14 protein-coding genes are annotated in these 19137 nt (G+C 62.0%); 3 read left to right on the forward strand and 11 right to left on the reverse strand.

Features of this window, described 5'->3' with window-relative positions; all coding sequences use genetic code 11:
• Positions 1–60: 60 nt before the first annotated feature.
• The 7 genes from MTX19_RS26800 to MTX19_RS26830 all read right to left on the reverse strand — a co-directional run bounded on the left by MTX19_RS26800 (position 61) and on the right by MTX19_RS26830 (position 8269).
• Positions 61–426, reverse strand: coding sequence for a hypothetical protein (locus tag MTX19_RS26800; RefSeq protein ID WP_280980070.1), 366 nt, complete (start codon positions 424–426; stop codon positions 61–63).
• 82 nt (positions 427–508) lie between these two features.
• Positions 509–2833 (reverse strand): N,N-dimethylformamidase beta subunit family domain-containing protein, encoded by a 2325-nt coding sequence (locus MTX19_RS26805; RefSeq protein WP_280985549.1) that lies wholly within the window; start codon positions 2831–2833, stop codon positions 509–511.
• Positions 2834–2907: 74 nt separating this feature from the next.
• On the reverse strand, positions 2908–4557 hold the full coding sequence (locus MTX19_RS26810; protein WP_280980073.1) for a branched-chain amino acid ABC transporter permease: 1650 nt from the start codon (positions 4555–4557) through the stop codon (positions 2908–2910).
• Positions 4558–4560: 3 nt separating this feature from the next.
• Positions 4561–5442 carry a branched-chain amino acid ABC transporter permease gene (locus MTX19_RS26815; RefSeq protein WP_280980074.1) on the reverse strand — a complete coding sequence of 294 codons (882 nt, stop codon included), beginning with the start codon at positions 5440–5442 and terminating at the stop codon, positions 4561–4563.
• Positions 5443–5445: 3 nt separating this feature from the next.
• Positions 5446–6213: an ATP-binding cassette domain-containing protein gene (locus MTX19_RS26820; RefSeq protein WP_280980075.1), complete on the reverse strand. Its 768-nt coding sequence runs from the start codon at positions 6211–6213 to the stop codon at positions 5446–5448.
• Positions 6210–6986, reverse strand: coding sequence for an ATP-binding cassette domain-containing protein (locus MTX19_RS26825; protein WP_280980076.1), 777 nt, complete (start codon positions 6984–6986; stop codon positions 6210–6212). The genes MTX19_RS26820 and MTX19_RS26825 overlap by 4 nt, the downstream gene beginning before the upstream one ends.
• The gene (locus tag MTX19_RS26830) at positions 6986–8269 is read right to left on the reverse strand and encodes an ABC transporter substrate-binding protein (RefSeq protein WP_280980077.1); all 1284 of its coding nucleotides are present in this window, start codon (positions 8267–8269) and stop codon (positions 6986–6988) included. Before MTX19_RS26830 ends, MTX19_RS26825 begins: the two co-directional genes overlap by 1 nt.
• A gap of 649 nt (positions 8270–8918) precedes the next feature.
• Here MTX19_RS26830 and MTX19_RS26835 point away from each other — a divergent pair.
• On the forward strand, positions 8919–9956 hold the full coding sequence (locus tag MTX19_RS26835) for a LuxR C-terminal-related transcriptional regulator (RefSeq protein WP_280980078.1): 1038 nt from the start codon (positions 8919–8921) through the stop codon (positions 9954–9956).
• Positions 9957–9973: 17 nt separating this feature from the next.
• On the opposite strand, the gene MTX19_RS26840 is transcribed toward MTX19_RS26835, so the two are convergent.
• The 4 genes from MTX19_RS26840 to MTX19_RS26855 form a co-directional block, all read right to left on the reverse strand.
• Positions 9974–11266 (reverse strand): MFS transporter, encoded by a 1293-nt coding sequence (locus MTX19_RS26840; RefSeq protein ID WP_280980079.1) that lies wholly within the window; start codon positions 11264–11266, stop codon positions 9974–9976.
• Entirely contained in the window at positions 11247–13205 is a 1959-nt protein-coding gene (locus MTX19_RS26845; RefSeq protein WP_280980080.1) for a primary-amine oxidase, read from the reverse strand. The genes MTX19_RS26840 and MTX19_RS26845 overlap by 20 nt, the downstream gene beginning before the upstream one ends.
• Positions 13206–14749: 1544 nt before the next feature.
• The gene (locus MTX19_RS26850) at positions 14750–15775 is read right to left on the reverse strand and encodes a histone deacetylase family protein (RefSeq protein ID WP_280980081.1); all 1026 of its coding nucleotides are present in this window, start codon (positions 15773–15775) and stop codon (positions 14750–14752) included.
• Positions 15776–15845: 70 nt separating this feature from the next.
• Entirely contained in the window at positions 15846–16550 is a 705-nt protein-coding gene (locus tag MTX19_RS26855; protein WP_280980082.1) for a GntR family transcriptional regulator, read from the reverse strand.
• Between the two features lie 148 nt (positions 16551–16698).
• On the opposite strand from MTX19_RS26855, the gene MTX19_RS26860 reads away from it, so the two are divergent.
• Together MTX19_RS26860 and MTX19_RS26865 are read left to right on the forward strand one after the other, a co-directional pair.
• Positions 16699–17472: a class II aldolase/adducin family protein gene (locus MTX19_RS26860; RefSeq protein ID WP_280980083.1), complete on the forward strand. Its 774-nt coding sequence runs from the start codon at positions 16699–16701 to the stop codon at positions 17470–17472.
• Between the two features lie 55 nt (positions 17473–17527).
• Entirely contained in the window at positions 17528–19078 is a 1551-nt protein-coding gene (locus MTX19_RS26865) for an ABC transporter substrate-binding protein (protein ID WP_280980084.1), read from the forward strand.
• The last annotated feature ends 59 nt before the right edge of the window (positions 19079–19137 follow it).

Genomic DNA, 19137 nt, shown 5'->3' on the forward strand with positions numbered 1-19137 from the left:
GTTTCCAATCGAGAAGCTGAGCGAGGCGCCTGCCCCATCCAGCGTGTTGCAGCTATATCTCTAGGCTTCGAGAAGGTCGCGAATGCAGCGCAGGAAGAGGCCATGACAGGCCTCGTTCGCCGAGGCGTAGATGGCCTCGTCAACCACGCGCGGGGAGGTCCCTCGATGCCCCGACAGCCTGACCACCTGATACTTGCGGAACGGCTCGACGACCTTGACCGCATATCTTTCGTCCAGCGGTCGTTGACGGAAATAGATCAACAATCGCTCGAGCCGCTCGCTGTGCTGGCCCAGCGGCGACCGCCGGTGCTCCTCGATCATCTCGGGCGTCACAAGGGTCCGCAGAAAGTCGCGGCGGAAGTTGTCAAAGCGATCCCGAACGACAATGTCGCGGTCCTGAGATCTGTCGTACTCGAGAGGCAGCATCCTCAACTCCCCGGAATCTGCAAATGTCTGTCGTGAACGGTGCCGGCCGGGCGTACCGGCACGGCATCCTGAGACGGATGTTTCAAGCCCACTGCTTTTCCTCATTGACCCAGGCGAACCCGGGCAACCTGCCCGCCCGGACGAACGCCTCGACAACGTTGGCCAGCACGCAGGACGAGTTGTTTCTGAAATTGTTGACCGGCAGCGATTGCGCGAACGCGACCGAGCCGCACGCGAACACAGCCCCTCCATGGGGCGCCGTGAAGTAGGTCATGTCGGCATGAACGCGCCAGTCATACGAGCCATAGAGGCCAAGATAGGAATAAAGAACGAGTTGCTGGTTCACGACATAGCTGTCGGTGTGCCCCCCCGACGAAGCGATGATCCTGGTGTGCGGCGGTGTGCCCAGGGCGCGGTCGTAATAGTCAAGGGCCAGCCCCGCCGCGCCGTTGTTGGCAAGGCCGAAGTCGCCGATGATCTCGCCATCGACACCTTTGGTGATCCAGGACACGGTGCGGTGATAGCTGTCCGGCATCCGCCGGTACGGCTCGCTTCGTCCACCGCCCGAGCTGCTTAGGCCGATCCCGACCAGCTTCTGGGTCGCCCGTCCAAGCACCTTCCAGGGGCCGCCGCGCATCCCGTCCGTGGCCATGTAGTGCTCGCCATAGCGCGATATCCACGGCTTGTACCCGTCATCACGGCGGCGACACTCCACGATCCACGGTTCGCCATCGCGAACGCCCGCAGTGGCGTTGAATCCGTTGCCGCCCGCATAGATGTAGCGGCCGCCGCCGGCGATATAATCCTCGGTCGCATCCAGCATGCGCTCGGTGTAGTATTCAGGCCGCGTGCCGCTGATGACGCAGGCGTACGGCGACAATGCCGCCGACCCATCGCGATGCAGATCCTCGTCGGTCAGGACCTCGTAGTCGAAGTCGCTCTGGTCGAGCCATGCGATGATCGAGAGATCCGCAGCCAACCCCGACGCCACGTCGAAACTCGGCGTTCTGTATTTCGGCCGCATGTTCATAATCGGCCGGTGATAGGAGCTGTAGCACACGCCGCTGCCGTCGGCGTGCATGTCGTAGGTCGACAGCCCGAAATCGGCCCGCATGTACATCTCGATATCGATGTCGGACAGCACGGCCGGCTGGCCCGTCAGGGCTTCGCGCTCAGGATGATCGAAGCTCAGCCGCTCGTTCGCAAAGGCAAGGTAAGTCAGCGTCGGAAACAGGAATGCAATGCGCGCCTGCGGCTTTTCCGGCCGCACGAAAAAGACGACGTGCTCCTCGCTCAACCTCGTTCCGCTACCTGAGCGCAGTCGCATGGCATAGCAGCCGCTTTTGAGACCGCGTGGCAGCGTGACGACCCTGGTCGACGTCCAATTGCAGTCCGTCAGCGCGTCGGCATGAAATTCGATCCCCCCGAACTCGTGCGGAGCCAGACGGAAGCAGTCGGTGAAGCCGTTCCAGTTCCAGCCGGTCTGGCCGCGAACGGGCCGGTTGTATCCTCTGGCATTCAGCTTGTGCCACCCGACGTCGACCACGAGATCGCCGATGCCGCGGTCGGTGTATCCTGCGCTCGTGTCCCAGAAAGCAACCAGGTTTTCCATTGCGGGGACAAGGCCGCTCCTGATCGTGTCGAGCTCGGCGGGCTGTAGGGGCTGATCAAACGCGCCGCACCGATCGATCTTGCCCCAATAAAGCTCCGACGCGCATGCACGCTGTTGCGCATCGCGGCCGCGCGAGCCTGCCATCAGGAACGGAGTTGAGGCGAGGTTGCCAGGCTTGCTCCGGAAGATCGCTGAGGTGTGGGAGTCGTAATCAACCAGTGCAACTTTGCCCAACAGGCCGTTGTACCTGTTGCCAACGCCGACCTGATACAAGGTCGCTTGCCGAGTCCTGGCATCGAAGGTCGCGGCCACGAAATACCACATCTGCACCTGCAGAGGGACGTCGGCGGCCAAGCGCTCGACGGTCTCTTCGCCGCGTCCGATCCAGAACTGCAAGCAACCCTTCTCGTCGAGGCCGATCCCATAGCCCTGCTTCCGGTCGCCGTCCCACCGGCCGATGATGGTTTGGCGCTTTCCGGACGCCGGCCAGGTCGGGTGGATGAAGGCGAACAGGGTGAAGCTGTCAGCGAACGCCAGCCGGCCTTCGGGGTCATCGACCTCGAGGAACGATCCCACTTGGGTGAACTGCCGCTCGACCCGCCACGTACCATTCGCGGTGCACGCTACCTCTTGCTCGACGAAGCCGGGTCCTGCGGGGTTTTGATCGCCATGGATCAGGCGCACCAGTTGCGCTTCGGCCGTTTCCGTTCCCTCGGCGCTGACATAAAACTGGATGGCCTCGCCCGGCTTGACCGAGATCCTGTCCGTGTAGCCAAATAGCCTGACCGGTGTCACCACCAACTCCCTCGTTTGCGATCGTCCCGAAGTCCGTCCCGCAGGCGGACACAACTTCTTCATTTCAAGTTCGATCAGGATTCCAGCAGATCCTGAACGCGCCGCATGAAGACGCCGTGGCAGGCCTCATCCGGTGTTGAGTAAATCCTGTCCTCAACCACGCGCGGCGCCACGCCGCGATGGCCGGACAGCGCCACGATGCGGTACCCCTCGAAGCGCTCCACAGCCATGATGGCGTACTTCTCCACCTGAGGACGGGTGCGGAAATAGATCAGCAGCCGTTCGAGTGCCTCGCTGTGCTGTCCATTGAGGGAGTGGCGATGCTCCTCGATGATCTCCGGCGACACCAGCGTCTTGAGATGGTCGCGGGTCATCTTGTCGTAGCGACGCTGATAGATGATGCTCTTGTCGTCGGTCTCGGTCGCCTCCTCCGGCAGCATCTCGCCGCCCTTTTCCGCCCGCGTCGACCTCCGCTCGCTCTTCTTCTTGTCGCGCCATGCACGGAACTGCGCCTTGATCCCGAACAGCCCGTTGCGGAGGTAGAGAACGACCAGCAGCATGATGAGGCCGATGATTATGAAGCGGGCCGGCCCCCATGTGTTCAGCACCTGATCGAAGAACACGACTATGAGGGTACCGACCACCGCGCCTTCCGCACGTCCGACGCCGCCGATTACCAGCATGGCGAGGCCGAGCAGGACGGTGTCGAAGTTGAAGATCGAGAACGCCACGCCGCCGAAATTCGAGGTGTAGAATCCGCCGATGAAGCCCAGCGCCGTCGACGAGATGAGGAACACCCAGACACGCGCCTGGCGAAAGTTCACTCCGGTCGCCTCGGCGAACGCCTCGCGCTTTTCGGGCGCCATGCGAAGGATTCGGCCAAGCCTGCGGCCGTTGACGAACCGGTAGAGCAGCAGCGCGAGCAGCATCAGGCCGAAGCAGGCGTAATAGGCCAAAAGCAGCTGACCCAACTGCGACCAATCTTCCGGCACGTAGGTCGTTGCGCCATACAAACCGCCGTTGGCGGACCCAAACTCCTTCGAGGTGACGAAGTAGACCCGGCAGAGCTCGTTAAGCCCGAGGGTAAGAAGCGCGTAGTAGAAGCCATCCAGCCGCGTGGCCGGCAGTGCGATGATCCCGCCGAAGACCAGCCCCACCAGCGCGCCGATGGGCGGCAACAGCCACCAAGGCAATGAGATCTTGATCGCAAGCAGTGCCGTAACGAACGCGGCCGTCCCAACCACTGCATAGGTGGCGAGCGAGAAGACACCCGCGGTGCCCATGATGAGCATCCAGCACAGGCTGATGGCCGAATAGATGCCGAACGTGGCTCCCGCTGTCAGCAGCGTGTTCTGCAGGTCGCCGGGCGTGAACAGGGGAGCGATCGCCAGCGCAAGAAGCCCCAGCACCCACCAGATCGGCCGCTTGTCGACGATCGTCTTCTCCGCGCGCAAGGTCTTGGGATTGTATTCCCCGCGCACGCGCAGCACCCGACGGCGCGTCGGCCAGTAGCGAAGGCGGTTCCACATCGTTCTGCCATGGCCCGGCCATTTGTAGTAGTAGCGCAGGCGGCCGACCGGGATCAGCTTCGTCTTCGATTGGCGCGTCTTTTCCCAGACCTCCTGATGGCTTCGGAACGGAATGGTCGGAAGTTCTTCAACGTCGCGCTTGCCACCCCAGACGAAGAGTGGATTGCGCCATTTGATGCCGCTATCAGGGGACATTGCTCAGGCCTCCCTCGCCTTGTCGAGCAGCCCGGCGATGCCGCGCGGTCGGACCAAGAGGATGACGATAATCACAACGAACTGGGTGATAAGAACGTAGCGGCCGCCGATCGACATGCCTGTCAGCGCCTCGTTGAGGCCGAGCACGATCGCGGCGATAACGGCGCCGCGCACGCTGCCAAGTCCGCCACAAAGCGCAATGCTGACGCCCTTGATCATTGGCATCAGTCCACCGAACGGCGAGATGTAGTAGGTCTGGGAGAGCAGGACGGCCGCGAGACCCGCCAATCCGCCCGTGATGCCCATGACGTAGAAGGAGGTCCGCCGCACGCCGATGCCGACAATGGAGGCGGCGTGAGGATTCATCATCATCGCTCGGATTTCGAGGCCGCGCCGGCTCGACTGCATCCACCTCAGAACGACTGCGAGCATCAGGACCGACGTCACCACGTTGCCGACCTTGTCGGCCGTGAAGACAGCACCCGGCAGGGACACCGACCAATTGCCGAAAATCTCGGGAAGGCTCTTCGAACGCGGACCGAACCACCAGAGCAGGAACTGCGTGCCGATCAGATTGATCGCGAGCGTCGCAATCAGGCCGCGAATGGTGAAGTTCGGCTTGTCGTGGATCGGTATAAAGCCGACAGCGCAGATGATCACACCCCCGAGAGCACCGGCGAGGATACCCGCAGCCAGCACTGCTGGGCCCCAAGCGGAGACATACTGGGCAAACATCCAAGCGCCATACCCTGCGAATGCGAATATGAAGCCGTAGGACAGGTTGAGCAGACCGAGGCTCGACCACGTGATCGAAATTCCGATCGCGAGCGTGCCGTAAATGCACGCAAGAACGATGGTGTTGCTGACAATGAACCAGATATCCATGTCTTACGCCTTTCGATAAACGTTCAACGCGAGCGCGGCGGAGGCCTCACCCTTGAGCTTGCCGACATGCATACCGATAACGCGGTCGACCCGCCCCTCGAGCAGTACAACGTTCTGCTCTGCAATGATCATGGCGGCATCACCGAGCTTGACCGCCATCAGCGCGTTGATCACGCTCTTGCCGATCTTGGGCGCCAGCCCGAGCGACGGCTCGTCTACCAAGAACAAGGACGCATCGGTCATCAGGCCGCGACCGATCGACACCATGCGCCGTTCGCCGCCCGACAGGCGACCCACCGGTACACCCATCAGCTTCCGCAAGGGTGGAAAGATCTCCAGGATGCGAAGCTTGCGCGTGGCGCGATCGCGCCACGCCGCCGCGGTGTAGGCACCGGAATCGAGATGCTCCTCGACTGTCAGGCCATGGAAAATCTCGTCACCCTGGGGAATCAGCGCTAATCCTGCGCGCACGATTTCGTGGGTGTAGCGCCCGGGCCCCTGGCTTCGCGTACGCCCAACCTCCCTGCCATTCAGCTTAATCGAGCCGCGCTGCCAGCCGGTGAGCCCCGCGATTGCGTAGAACAGCGTCGACTTGCCGTGACCGTTCAAGCCGACAATGCCGATCCGCTCCCCACACTGAACAACGAGATCGAGATCGTGGATGACGCGAACCGGTCCGTAGCCTGCAGACAAGCCCCTGACGTTCAGCACCTCGCGCTGGGGCTGACGCGCCGGATCGCCCTGCAGATGATTGCTTACCGAGATATTCATGCTTCGGCCTCTTCGCTGAAATCCTCGAAATAGGCCGCGTGGACCTTCGGATCCGCCATCACATCGTCCATCAAGCCCTCGGAGATGACCTCGCCGGCATCCATCACCAGAATGCGGTCGGCAATTGTCCCGAGGAGTTCGATGCGGTGCTCGACGATCAGAATCGCGATATTCATCTCCTTGGCGAGGATGCGCAGCAGCGTGTCGATCTCGTCGACCTCCGAATTGATCAGGCCCGCCGCCGGCTCATCCAGCAGCAGCAGAGACGGCCGGCGCATCAACAGACAGGCCAGCAGCAATTTGCGCCGGTTGAAGGTTTCGAGCTGCGTAGCCGGCGTATCCTCGCTGACCTTCAGGCCGACGAGGTCGGCGCCATATTCCGCGTCGAACCTGGTGAGGAAGGGACGATGCGCCTGCCTCGCGGCCTTGAACGTCTCGCCGACGGTCAACTCGTCAGGCACGACCGGCGTCTGGAACGTGCGGCCGATTCCTAGGCGGGAGCGGGAATACAACGGCAGACCGGTGACGTTCTCGCCCTTGAACCACACCGTGCCACTCTTCGGCGACATCCGTCCGGAGAGGATTTCAAACAGGCTGGTCTTCCCCGCGCCGTTCGGCCCGATGATGCCCAGCACTTCCCCGGCCTGGACGTGCAGGCTGATGTCGCGGAGAATTTCGCGGCCGCCGAGATCGAGCGAAATGCCGCTGCAGGAGAACAGGACAGGCTTCCCGCCCCGTTCAGCCTTGTCGCTCGAGGAGAGTTGCCTGAGCATCAGCTCCACCACGGCGCAGAGATGAGCTTCGTTTCCGAGACAGGACCGGGATAGACGATCTTGTGCTCACCGCCCTGAACCTGCACATAGAGCTGCGCGACGCCGGCCTCGAGCTTGCGCGCCTGCAGTTCGTCTCCGCCGTTGTCGGGGAAATGAAGTGCCTCCTGGTAGGGATTGCCCATGTCGACGTAGCCGCAGACGCCGCGCTGCGGATTGGCGCGGATCCAGTCGCAGACCTCGCTGAACTTCCGGGGATCGCCGACGGCCTCCCAGGCCTTCTTGAGGTAATAGGTTTGATCGTACGCAATGCCGGTGTAGGCGAGCCCCGCGATACCGGGAAAACGTTTCTTGTATTTCTGCCTGTAGGCGCGACCTCTCTCGTCGCCATAAATGCCCATGGTCGTGCCCCAGACGAAGCCGTTCGCAGCCGATCCGGCAAGCTCGAGGAATTCTGGCTGCGATGGCCCGTACTGGAGATAGACAAGCGAGTCGCGCACCGGGCTTGCAACGAACTGCTTGCAAAACGCGGCGTATTCAGCGGCCACCCAATGGTCCACCAGGATTGCGGCGGCGTCGACTTCCTTCATCTCGCGAATGACCGGCGCCCAGTCCTGCACGGGATACTGGATGTCCGTAATGCGGGCGACTTCGAACTTGCCGCGCCGCTTGATCGCCTGCTGCGCGGCGCGCGAAATGGTCTGGCAGTAACCGATCTGCTCCTGAATGATATGAACCTTGCGGTTCTTCGGCTTCCAGATGCCCCGCTGCTCCTCGTCCTCCAGCCAGAGAGCATAGGTCCATCCGTAGTTCACCTCCGACGGGCAGAACTGGAAGATGTGGTTGTATTTATCCGGATGCTCCTTGACCGCAGAGGTCCCGGCGCGTTGCGCGTTGCCGTTGATGTACGGACATTTGTACTTCACGGTTGCGTCCATCGCCGGCAGCGGGACGAGCGTGAAAGCAAACGAGATCGCGTCGACCTTGGCGTCAACGCAGGCGGCAAGCGCCTGCTTGGAGGATTCCGGCGACAGAACGTTCATGTCCGTCGTGGATAGCTTCAGCGGCCTGCCGAGAATGCCGCCCGCGGCATTGATCTCCTCCATCGCGAGCGTCGTGCCGTTTAGGAAGTCCTGATGGTCCGCGACACCCGCCGCAGCCGTCTGGCAGTAGGGAACGCCGAGAACGATCGGCTGGGCCGCAAATGCCGTCCGTCCAACAAATGGTGCCGCGATGGCCGCGCCGATGCCCGCGGTCACTGAACGCCTGGTGAGTTTGAAGACCATCTGAGCAACCTCTCCTGCAATCGCGCGCGGGTGCTCGGCATCGCGACCGAGACCGGGCCGGATTTCCTGTTGGGCTAAGACGGTGCGGTCAGGCGACCGTCGGGTGATAGCGGCCTCGATCCGTATCCCTACGGGCTGAGACGGTGGATGCGGCCGAACCGCATGGATCAAAGCCTCGGTTTTCTGCCGATTTTCAGCAATACGTCAGCTGACCGATTTTGAAGGCCGGTCTGGAGGGACCCGGAGTGATCCAGAACTACGCTGCGGGTGCGAACAGGGCTCGGGGGGACAACTTGCGCAGCAAGCCAAGCCCAGATTTTCATCAATCGACGGCGCTGCGGGTCCTCTCGCGTCAGAATTGCTGGCCCTGAATGAGGCGAAGTGTGACACTGCTTTGACTAGAGGAGCGACCGCTTCTAACATGCAATTGCAGCTTTCAGCTCGGTGTCTGACTTCGATCCAGGACAGTCGAGATCAGCAGAGCGAATGGCCACCGTAGTGATGTGGCACCTCGCGTTGGTTGGCGCGGTCCTTGCTCTGAGGCCGCGGAGGTCTCCGCAATCCCGCCGGGCTAACGGATCGTTAGCGGCCAAGAAGAAGATTCGATCACGAACCGTCGGCAAGATCTTTCACGAGCTGGAGGCTCACCGTGAACTCGGCAGCGATCGACCATACGATGTCAGCCACCGTCCGGCTCGACAAACCAGCGGCAGCCCTGAATGATCAGATCATCGATCAAGCGACCCAGGTCACCCGTCTGTTACGCGAGTTCGTGAGGAGCGAGGCAATCGCTCTGGTCGCGATGGATCCGATATCCCGAACCCACCGGTCTCTTGCCGACGACGGATATACGGACAGAACGATGTCCTACGTGCTCGACGGATTCCCTGCCGCTTGCCCCGCTTACGCCATCGCGCGCGAAAAGGACACGCACTCGCTGCGCTGGCGAGACTACAAGCGTGACTGGAATCTCTATCTGCCGGATACATTCACCGCCCAAGAATACCTGATGCCCGATGGATTCAGGGAAGGTTCGACGATGTGCCTGCGCGTCGCAGATGGCCGCTACATCGGGGCCATCCATATGAGCTGGTCCAGGGAGGCGCACGCCACCGACGAACGCCGCGAGATGACGGAGCGCTTCCGCCCGATTCTGCTGAACATCTGCGATCAGCTCAGGACACCACAGCTTCTGGCCGATGAGCTGGCGCCAGGCTCGTATGCGCTCGCCGTCTCCCCGAACGGTTTTGCATTTCACCTGCCCAACCGCAGTCCGGGGCCGCATCTCGGGGAAGGCGGAGAGCTTCGCCGGCTCGTGCTGGAGAAGGCGAAGTCCTCAAAACCGCAACGCTTCGTCTGGCCGGACGACGCCGGCCGCTGCCACCAGGTCACGATCACGCCCTGCCGCGGAAACATCCTCCTGATCACCGAAGAATGTATTCGCTGGCCGTACAATCTCTCGCTCCGCGAGATTCAGATCCTGCACCTCGTGACAAGCGGCGCCTCAAATCCCAACATCGCCGAGCAGCTCTTCGTGTCGCCCCGCACCGTCTCCACGCACATCGAGCACATCCTCGCAAAGATGGGTTGCGACTCGCGCACGCGGCTCGCGGCGCTGGCGGTGTCCGAAGGACTACTGCTGGCTGAGAACCCTTCGCGGCGCTCCCGAAAGCTCGCCGGCCATTGACCGGTCCCGCGACCGCATCAGCCGGATAGCCCGTCCTCCTTCGACGGTCCCTTCAGCAGTATCGCGAGCCCCGCGGCCACGAGGCAGGTAAGGCCAACACTCGCGAACTCGAGCGCATAGCCTGCAGGGCCGAGGGCCCCGACGCAGGCAGAAGCGATCGTAGCTCCTGCCACGTGCGCTGCCATCATCCAACCCATCGCCGTGCCGGTGCGGTGACTGCCGAGGTTTGCGGACATCAGCCTTACGAGCGCTGGAAACGTCAGCGCCGCATCGAGGCCGTAGAGCGCGCCGAGTCGCGCCAGCTCGACAAAGCTGAGGCCAGTGAATGGCAGCCACAGTAGCGCGAGCGCGCGGGCGACAAAGTAAATGGCCAGCAGCATGTGTGCGGGATAGCGATCCGCGAGATACCCGCTCGTCACACTTCCGATCGCACCGCCGAGCAGGACGATGGCCATCACGTCGGCGCTCCATGAGAGACCGAGACCCGAGCCCATGCAGAGGATGCCTTGTCCGCCGTCGATCAAGCCGGATGTCGACGCGCCACAGATGCAGAAGATCGCAGCCAGCGCCCAGAACTGCCAACACCTCGCTTCCGGACAAGACGGCGAGTGCCCGCTCAATGCCGACCGCTGCGGTGTGACTCTCTGTCCGGATGCCGGGACAAGTAGGATGACCGCGAAGGCTGCGGCCAGTACGACGACTGCAGCGGCATGGAACGCAATGCGCCAACCGAGCGCCTCGACCGCGCGCGATCCGAGCAGCAGTCCTGCCGCCGACCCGAGGAACTGCATCGACGTCAGAAGGCCAAAGCGCGTGCCGCAATGCGCCGCGCTGCCACGACTGCCGACCATCGCGCCCAGGATAGATGCGCTCAAGGCCCCGCTGAAGGCAACGCCTACCCCCCAGGCCAGAGCAAGGTGCCAGGGCGACGTCGCGCGCATCGTTGATGCAAGCGATACCGCGAGGAGGACCAGACTGGCGAACAGCGGCAATCGAACGCCCCATCGTTCAAGGCCATGCGCCGCCAGCTGCGACGCAAATGCAGAGACGGCGATGCCGAGCGTGATCGGCGAGGCGACGTCGGAGATTTGCCAGCCCAGGTCCCGCTGGATGGGGACGGCCAGCAGCGCGGGGAGGACACGCGCGGCCGAGCTGACAAAGACCGCTAAAGCGACGACGACAGAGGTCGTCGACGTCGCGCGCAGAACTCGTCGGACCGACGGGAGGCGGCCGGTCCACGATGCCGGCCGGATGAGCTGCGATGCGACGGGTGCGGTGGCGAGCCGTGCCTTACTCGGCGGCCTGCGCATGACAACTCGCGGTGTTCCTGTCGGGCGCGAGATCAATGCCGGGATTACGATCGAAAAAGCCGCTGGGCATCAGCTTGAAGCCGGTGAAGATGCAGGGTTGAACGGGAAAGTCTTCGGGACGCACCTGATGGTGAAGGCCGAAGACGTGCCAGAGCACGATGTCCGTGTTCTCGATGTTCCGGTTCTTCCTGACGAAATCGGAGACGCCTCCCGTGCCATCGGAGTGGTTCATGTGTTCGCCGGCCGGATAACGCTCTTCGGGATCGAAGGCGGTGACCCAGAGCTGGTTCTTGATGAAAGTCGATCGCCTACCCGACGGCGACTCGGGATGGATGAACGGCATCACCGGATGACTGGCCTCGAGCTTGTAGCCCGTCGTCGTGCCGACCCAATTCTTGCGGCTGGGATTGATGATCTTCCAGGCCCTATGTGTCGCCGGGTTCGCCTGACGACAACCGCCCAGCTCGGTCTTCAGAACCGTTTCATCCTCGTAGAAGCCGTTGCCATAGGCATTGTCCGGCCCCCAGGGATCGGCCTGCGTATTGAGCTCGACGACGCTATTGTCGTCGCCATCAACGTTCATGTCCAGCCGCGCGCAGAAGATGTGCTGGTGAATGTGGCCCACAACTCCAGGCGCGACCTCCTTCCCGTATTTGCCTGGTCGCCCCGGATGACACGCGGCCGTGTTGATAATGCCGGTTGCCTTGAGCTCGAATTGGATCGAGCCATCCGTGTGGAAGTACCAGAACAGGCCATATTCGTAGTTGGCGACCGTCGCGATGCAGGAGATGACCAGCCTGCGAGCACGGCGCGATTCGACCTTGTTGGAGCGGAAGTCCCAATGCTTCCACAGCAGGCCGGCATCCTCCTCGTGGATGCAGATGGCATTTTCGATGGTAACCACGTTGCCGTCCATCGTCGCGAGGTGCGCGTCGAGATAGGCGATGGCGCCGAGGCAGTCGCAGCCGAGCTTCAGCGAGTTGGCCAGCTTTCCGATACCGTATTCGCCGATGTCGAACACATTCTTCCGGAAGTGCCCCTTGTCGGTGGTGCCGTACGGCACGACCATCTCCACCAGCGATGCACGGTGCGCGATCGGCCGGCCGTCATAGCTAATGTCATGCAGGGTCAGGCCTTCGCGAGAATTGAAACCCACGAGCACCGACCAGCGGTCCCATTCCAGCCGATGTCCATCAAGCCTGAATGACACGCCCTCAGGCTGGACGATGTTGAGCGGCTTGTAGGGAGTTCGTGGGTTTTTGATGAACTCCACCTCGTAGTTCACCTCAGCTGTGGGGATCGGAATGATCTCGTGATCGTCGACACGGATGATTTCGTAAGTCTTGATGTCCACGATGGCGTTAAGTCCGCCGATCGGGTGCGCATAAAGGTTATCGTTCTCTCGTAGACGTACCCATGCGAAAACGTGGGCGAGATAACGACCGTCTTCCCCCGGAATATCGAAATTGCCGGCCGACCACGGATCGATGCAGACAAGCGACATGTCTTCGATGCCGCGCTTCCTGCAGGCCACAATGAACTGAGGATCTGCGCGCACGGCATCTTCAATGGCGGTGAACTGCTCGAGCTGGATCATCGGCTTGGCAGTTGGCAGATACTTCGACGTGAGCACCTTCCCTTCCGACAACGAGACCGTCAGGCGCCAGATGCCATCCTCTTTGACTTTGAAGAGATTGACCCTTGCCGCCCTCCTTATCGGATCTCCGCGCTTGTACTGACGCACGACCGCCTTCTCCGGCTCCAGGAGCTCGATCGTCTCAAAAAGGAAATCCGGGCCATACTGCGGATCATTGCGGACGATCTCCACAATTGAACGAATTTCTGCTGCCTTCAAAGGATCCAGAGGATGGCGCAACTCGTCCGCTCGGTCGTTCCTGGAAGCGCAGGCGCAGGATGACTCACAGGTGACTTTATCCATTTGCTGTCTCCTTGCAGTGCTGCCCGCGGCTTCTACGAAGCCCGGGATGCTGGCTCCGACGTTCGCGATCCTTTTCCGGCACTACCGATCACTCCATCCGAACTGGATGGCTTGCGGCCAATCGCATTTCCATGCTTCCGATGCTCACCGATCTTGGGCAATACGTCAGTCGACCGATTTTGCGCATCCACCGGATTTGGCACCCTGCGATTCAAATGTGGCGTGGTGACTGGATGAGGCTCAAGCTGACTCGCCCTTTGATCCTAACGTCACTTTCTCTCCCCCGAACAGCGAAACCCCGCATGGGACTCGGTGCCACGTCGCCCTGTTCTGCGACATCATCTACATGGCGGACGACGCGCCTATCGGAGATACGCACGTCAGGGCCGGCGTGGTGGCGGGTGATGGTGGTACCATCATCTGGCCCCAGCTATTTGGATACGCTCGCGCCAACGAATTTCTCATGAATGCGCGCGCGGCGGAACGCATGGGTCTGGTCAACCACGTGGTTCCGCGAGCCGATCTCGATCGCATTGTACTCGAGATGGCACAACGACTTGCAAACGGGCCGAGAGATGCGATCCGTTGGAGCAAAGTGTGCGCGAATGTAGGGGCAATTGTCGCACTCGATTCTCGATGCCTCCATGGCCTACGAATTCCTGACTCTTCGTAGCCCGACGCGCAAGGAGGCAATCAGAGCGCTTATCGAAAAGCGCAAGCCGCACTTCCACGGACCCTGAGCGCTTTCGTGATTACTCGGCCCACACACGTCGAGGAATTACTGGAGTTATTGTGCAACCGGTCGCCATTGAAGCGGTTCAGCTCCCTTGCCGGCGAACAAGTCGCCTCAACTGTCTCGATCGCACTTTGGAGTTGAGCAAAGGCGGAGCGAGGAGTGCGAACTTTCCAGACCGAGGTTCGCTCGTCAGCGCCCGAGTCGCCCCTTGGGGGCTCTTATCGTCGTTCACAGCCACCAATTAAAGCGGTTTGGCCGCACTCGAAGAGCATGCTCACGCTATCGCTGGTGAGATTTTCTTTGATCTCCCGGTGCACACGTCGTGCACACGCTGCCTTCTAACCGACTGAAACTGCTGAACTATCGCTCCAATCCATCATGGGCTAGTTTGAGCCAGTTCCAGCCAAACTACAGAAATTAGAATAAGCTTCAGGAAAAAGCCGCCGCACAGATCGGGAGCATTGATACTCTGACGGCCTATCGGGGCGTCAAGTCTCGGATCCGCCACATCGCGACACCCGCTATTGCGGAAGCCCTGTTTCTTTGTCGAAGGACAGCTAGCTTGGAATTCGGCGTCCTGGCAGCGCACCGAAACTCGCCCTTTGTCCACTATCTCTCGCCGTCCAGCAGCAAGCCTTGTCCCTCGAGGCGCAACATCCAGTTGATAGGATTGATTCAATCACGACACGCTGGCCGACCACCAGTACTCGGACCGGCGCGGAATATGTGGGGCCAACGATGGGATGAAAAGCACGATACCGAACATCCCGCGATATGAATGGCGCGACGCGTCCGTAACGCAAAGGCATTAGCGCGCGGCTTCGAATCCACCGAGCACCGCCGTCAGATTGGCGCCGAGGATGTCGGAAAGATAGCCGCCCTCCTGCACCAGCACCGTCGGCAGCCCGAACCGGGCCAGCTCCTCGCCGATGCGGCGGAAGCCGTCGGTGGTGACGGCGAGGCCCGCAAGCGGATCCTTTTCGGAGGCATCGAGGCCGAGAGCGACCACGAGCGCGGTCGGCGCGAAGGAACGGATCGCCTTCTCCGCAACCGCGAGCGCCTTCATGTAGTCGTCGTTGCCGGTGCCTTTGGCCAGGGGAATGTTCAGGTTGGCACCGAGGCCGGGTCCGGCGCCGCGCTCATGCGCATAGCCCCAGACGAACGGATAGAAGAACGACGGATCGGCGTGGATCGACACCGTAAAGACATCCGGCCGTTCGTAGAAGATGCCCTGTGTGCCGTTGCCGTGATGCACGTCGACGTCGAGGATCGCGACGCGCTCGTGCTTCTGGCGCAGATGCTCGGCCGCGATCGCGCTGTTGTTGAGGAAGCAGAAGCCGCCGGCCATATCGCGATAGGCATGGTGGCCCGGCGGACGGCACAACGCGTAGACGGCGTCCTCGCCGTCGAGCACCATCTGCGCGGCGGTAACCGCGACATCGCTCGAGGCGCAGGCGCCGGCCCAGGTACCGGGGCCGATCGGTGCCGCGGTGTCGACCGTGTGCCAGCCGAGCTTGCCGACAATATGGGTCGGATAGGTGGCGGCGTTGCGCACCGGGTGGATGTTCGCGATCATTTCCGGCCCGGCATCGCCAAGCGCGGACCACGCCTCCCAGGCCTCGGCGAGAAAGCTCAGATATTCCGGACTGTGCACGCGCGCGCGCGGTCCCTGCCCGAACGCAGTTGGCTCGACCAGCGTGTGCCTGTCGGCCTTCAGCCCTGCCAGCAGGCGATCCGCACGCTCGGGTTGCTCGGTGGTGCGCTGAACCACGCCGCGCACCAGAAAGAATTGCGGATCATGGCTGCGATGCAGTTCACTATAGACGGCCTTCACGGGATACTCCTGTTCGATGAATGAGTGAGATGGATCGCGCGACATCGCGCCTGAGCAAGATCACGCGCGTCTATTTCGCCGCCACTGGCCACGGCGGAATCTCACGCACCAGCCGTCCGACTTCGCGCCAGGCATGACCGATGTGATAGTCGACATGCGCGACGATGCGTTCGGGATGGCCCGCCTCGATCGCGGCGAGCACCGGCTCATGCGTGCGCGCGATCTCGTGCGGATCGTCGTAGAGGCGGCCGATCAGGCCGATCACCATGCGCAGCTCCGAGGCGAGGTCGTCGAACAGCCGCAGCATCCGCCGGTTGCCGGCGATCTCGCAGATCAGGCGATGAAAGCGGTAATCCTCCTCGACCTGCCGCGCCGGATCGTCGAGATCCGCCGTCTCGTGCAGCACCTCGATCTGCCGGCGCAGCATGTCGCGCGTCTCCGGCGTCAGGTTGCGTGCCGCGAGCACCGCGGCGTGCCGTTCGACGCAGAGACGCAGATCGTAGATCTCGTCGATATCATCGGCGGCAAACTGCCGGACAAAGAAACCGCGGCGTGGATTGGCGACGAGCAGACCTTGCTGCTCGAGCAGCCGCGCCGCCTCCCGCACCGGAGCCCGGCTCACCCCCAGTTCGCGCGCGATTCCAGCTTCGACGACCTTCGATCCCGGCGGCAACTGTCCCTGAACGATGGCTTGGGTCAGGCGACGGGCGACCTGGCCAACCAGGTCTGTCTCGTTGAGGGCCGGCAAGCCGACCGGAGGGGAAATCGTGCGCATCAAAAGGGTCCGTTTTGACCCTTGTACATCATTTAATCGCCGACTGTCGACAGTTTAGGCTTGATCAATTCTTAGATTGTCGACAGTTTAGTGACGCGGGCATTGCAACGCAACAAGAACGGCCCGCGGACAGGGACTAGCAGCAACGATGACGACGCATGTGCGGCCCGACGCCGTAAAGGACCAAAACCAGCAATTCCGCATCGACCTCGCCGCAGCCTACCGGTTGATTCACCGGCTCGGTCTCGATGACAGCATCTACACCCACATCTCGGTGCGGCTGCCCGGCAGCCATGACCGCTTCCTGATCAATCCCTACGGCATGCGCTTCGAGGAGGTGACGGCCTCCAACCTTGTCACCGTCGATCTCGATGGTGTCGTTATCGACGATCCGCTCGGGCTCGGCATCAATCCGGCCGGCTTCACCATCCACAGCGCGGTCCATGCGGCGCGCCCGGATGTCGCCTGCGTGCTGCACACCCACACCGTCGCCGGCGTCGCGGTGTCCTGCCAGAGGCAGGGACTGTTGCCGCTCAATCAATGGTCGATGCAGTTCACCGGCTGTCTCGCCTATCACGACTATGAAGGCATCGCGCTCGATCTCGACGAACGGCAGCGTCTGGTCGCCGACCTCGGCGACAAGTTCGTGATGGTGCTGCGCAATCACGGCATGCTGACCTGCGGCCGTTCGGTCGCCGAGGCCTTCAAGCTGATGCACAATCTGGAACGGTCCTGCCGCGCGCAGCTCGCGATCCAGGCCGCCGGCGCCGAGATCGCGCCGCTGTCCGATGCGGTCGCGCGCAAGACCGCCGGTCAATACGCGACCTTCTACGACGCCATCGAGACCAACGGCGTGCCCGACGGCGAATGGGACGCCTTCAAGCGCATGCTCGCGCGCACCGATCCGGACTTCGTGAACTAGTTGCCAGCCATAGCCCGGAGCTGCCGCCGGGACATTCCAGCAAGAGAGATTGGACATGTTGAAACGAGTGTTGCTGAGTCTTTTGGTGGCGAGTGCCCTGAGCACCGCGGCATTCGCCGAGGAACCGAAATCCGGCGGCGTGATCAACGCGGTGATCCAGCCGGAGCCGCCGGGCCTGATGGTCGGCCTGGTGCAGAACGGACCGACCCAGATGGTCGCCGGCAACATCTATGAAGGCCTGCTCCGCTACTCGCCGAAGCTCGAGCCGCTGCCCGGTCTCGCCGAAAGCTGGAGCGTCAGCGAAGACGGCAAAGTCTATACGTTCAAGCTGCGCAAGGGCGTCACCTGGCACGACAACAAGCCGTTCACCTCGGCCGACGTCGCCTTCTCGATCGATTTCCTCAAGCAGACCCATCCGCGCGCCCGCGGCAACCTCGCCCAGCTCGACAAGGTCGAGACGCCGGATGATTACACGGTCGTGTTCACGCTGAAGCAGCCATTCGGCCCGTTCCTCGGCATCTTCGAGGTCGGCTCGCTGCCGATTATCCCCAAGCACATCTACGAAGGCACCGACTACAAGACCAATCCCGCGAACAACACGCCGATCGGCACCGGCCCCTTCATGTTCAAGGAATGGCAGAAGGGCTCGTTCATCCGCCTGGTCAAGAATCCGAACTACTACATCAAGGGCTTGCCTCATCTCGACGAGATCTACTGGCATGTGATCCCCGACGCCGCCGCACGCGCGGTGGCATTCGAGACCGGCAAGATCGACGTGCTGCCCGGCGGTTCGGTCGAAAACTTCGATGTGCCGCGCCTCACCAAGCTGAAGAATGTCTGCGTCACCGGCGCCGGCTGGGAGTTCTTCAGCCCGCACTCCTGGCTGTGGCTCAACAACCGTTCCGGCCCGACCGCGAACAAGAAATTCCGCCAGGCGCTGATGTATGCGATCGACCGCAACTTCGCCAAGGACGTGATCTGGAACGGTCTCGCGAAGGTCGCAACCGGCCCGTCGGCCTCCACGATCAAGTACTACACCGACAAGGTGACCACCTACGACTACGACCCGGCCAAGGCCAAGGCGCTGTTGAAGGAAGCCGGCTACAATGGCGAGAAGGTCCGCCTGCTGCCGCTGCCCTATGGCGAAACCTGGCAGCGCTGGGCCGAAGCCGTGAAGCAGAATCTGCAGGACGTCGGCATCAATGTCGAGATGATCGCAACCGACGTGCCCGGCTGGAACCAGAAGGTGTCCGACTGGGACTACGACATCGCCTTCACCTATCTCTACCAGTATGGCGATCCCGCGCTCGGCGTCGGCCGCAACTACATATCGAGCCAGATTTCCAAGGGCTCGCCGTTCAACAACGTCGAAGGCTATTCGAACCCCGAGATCGATCAGCTGTTCGCCGACGGCGCCACCGCCTTCCCCGACTCCAAGCGCGAGGAGATCTACCTCAAGGCGCAGAAGATCCTGACCGACGACGTGCCGGTGGCCTGGCAGCTCGAACTGCAGTTCCCGACCATCACCCGTTGCAACGTCAAGAACCTCGTCACGACAGCGATCGGCGTCAACGACGGCTTCCGCGACGCCTGGCTCGACAAGTAACGACGCTTCCCACCGCGGCGCCATCCAGCGCCCCGGTTTCCGCCGTTTCCTCGAACGCA

The sequence above is a fragment of the Bradyrhizobium sp. ISRA464 genome (assembly GCF_029910095.1).
GTDB lineage: Bacteria > Pseudomonadota > Alphaproteobacteria > Rhizobiales > Xanthobacteraceae > Bradyrhizobium.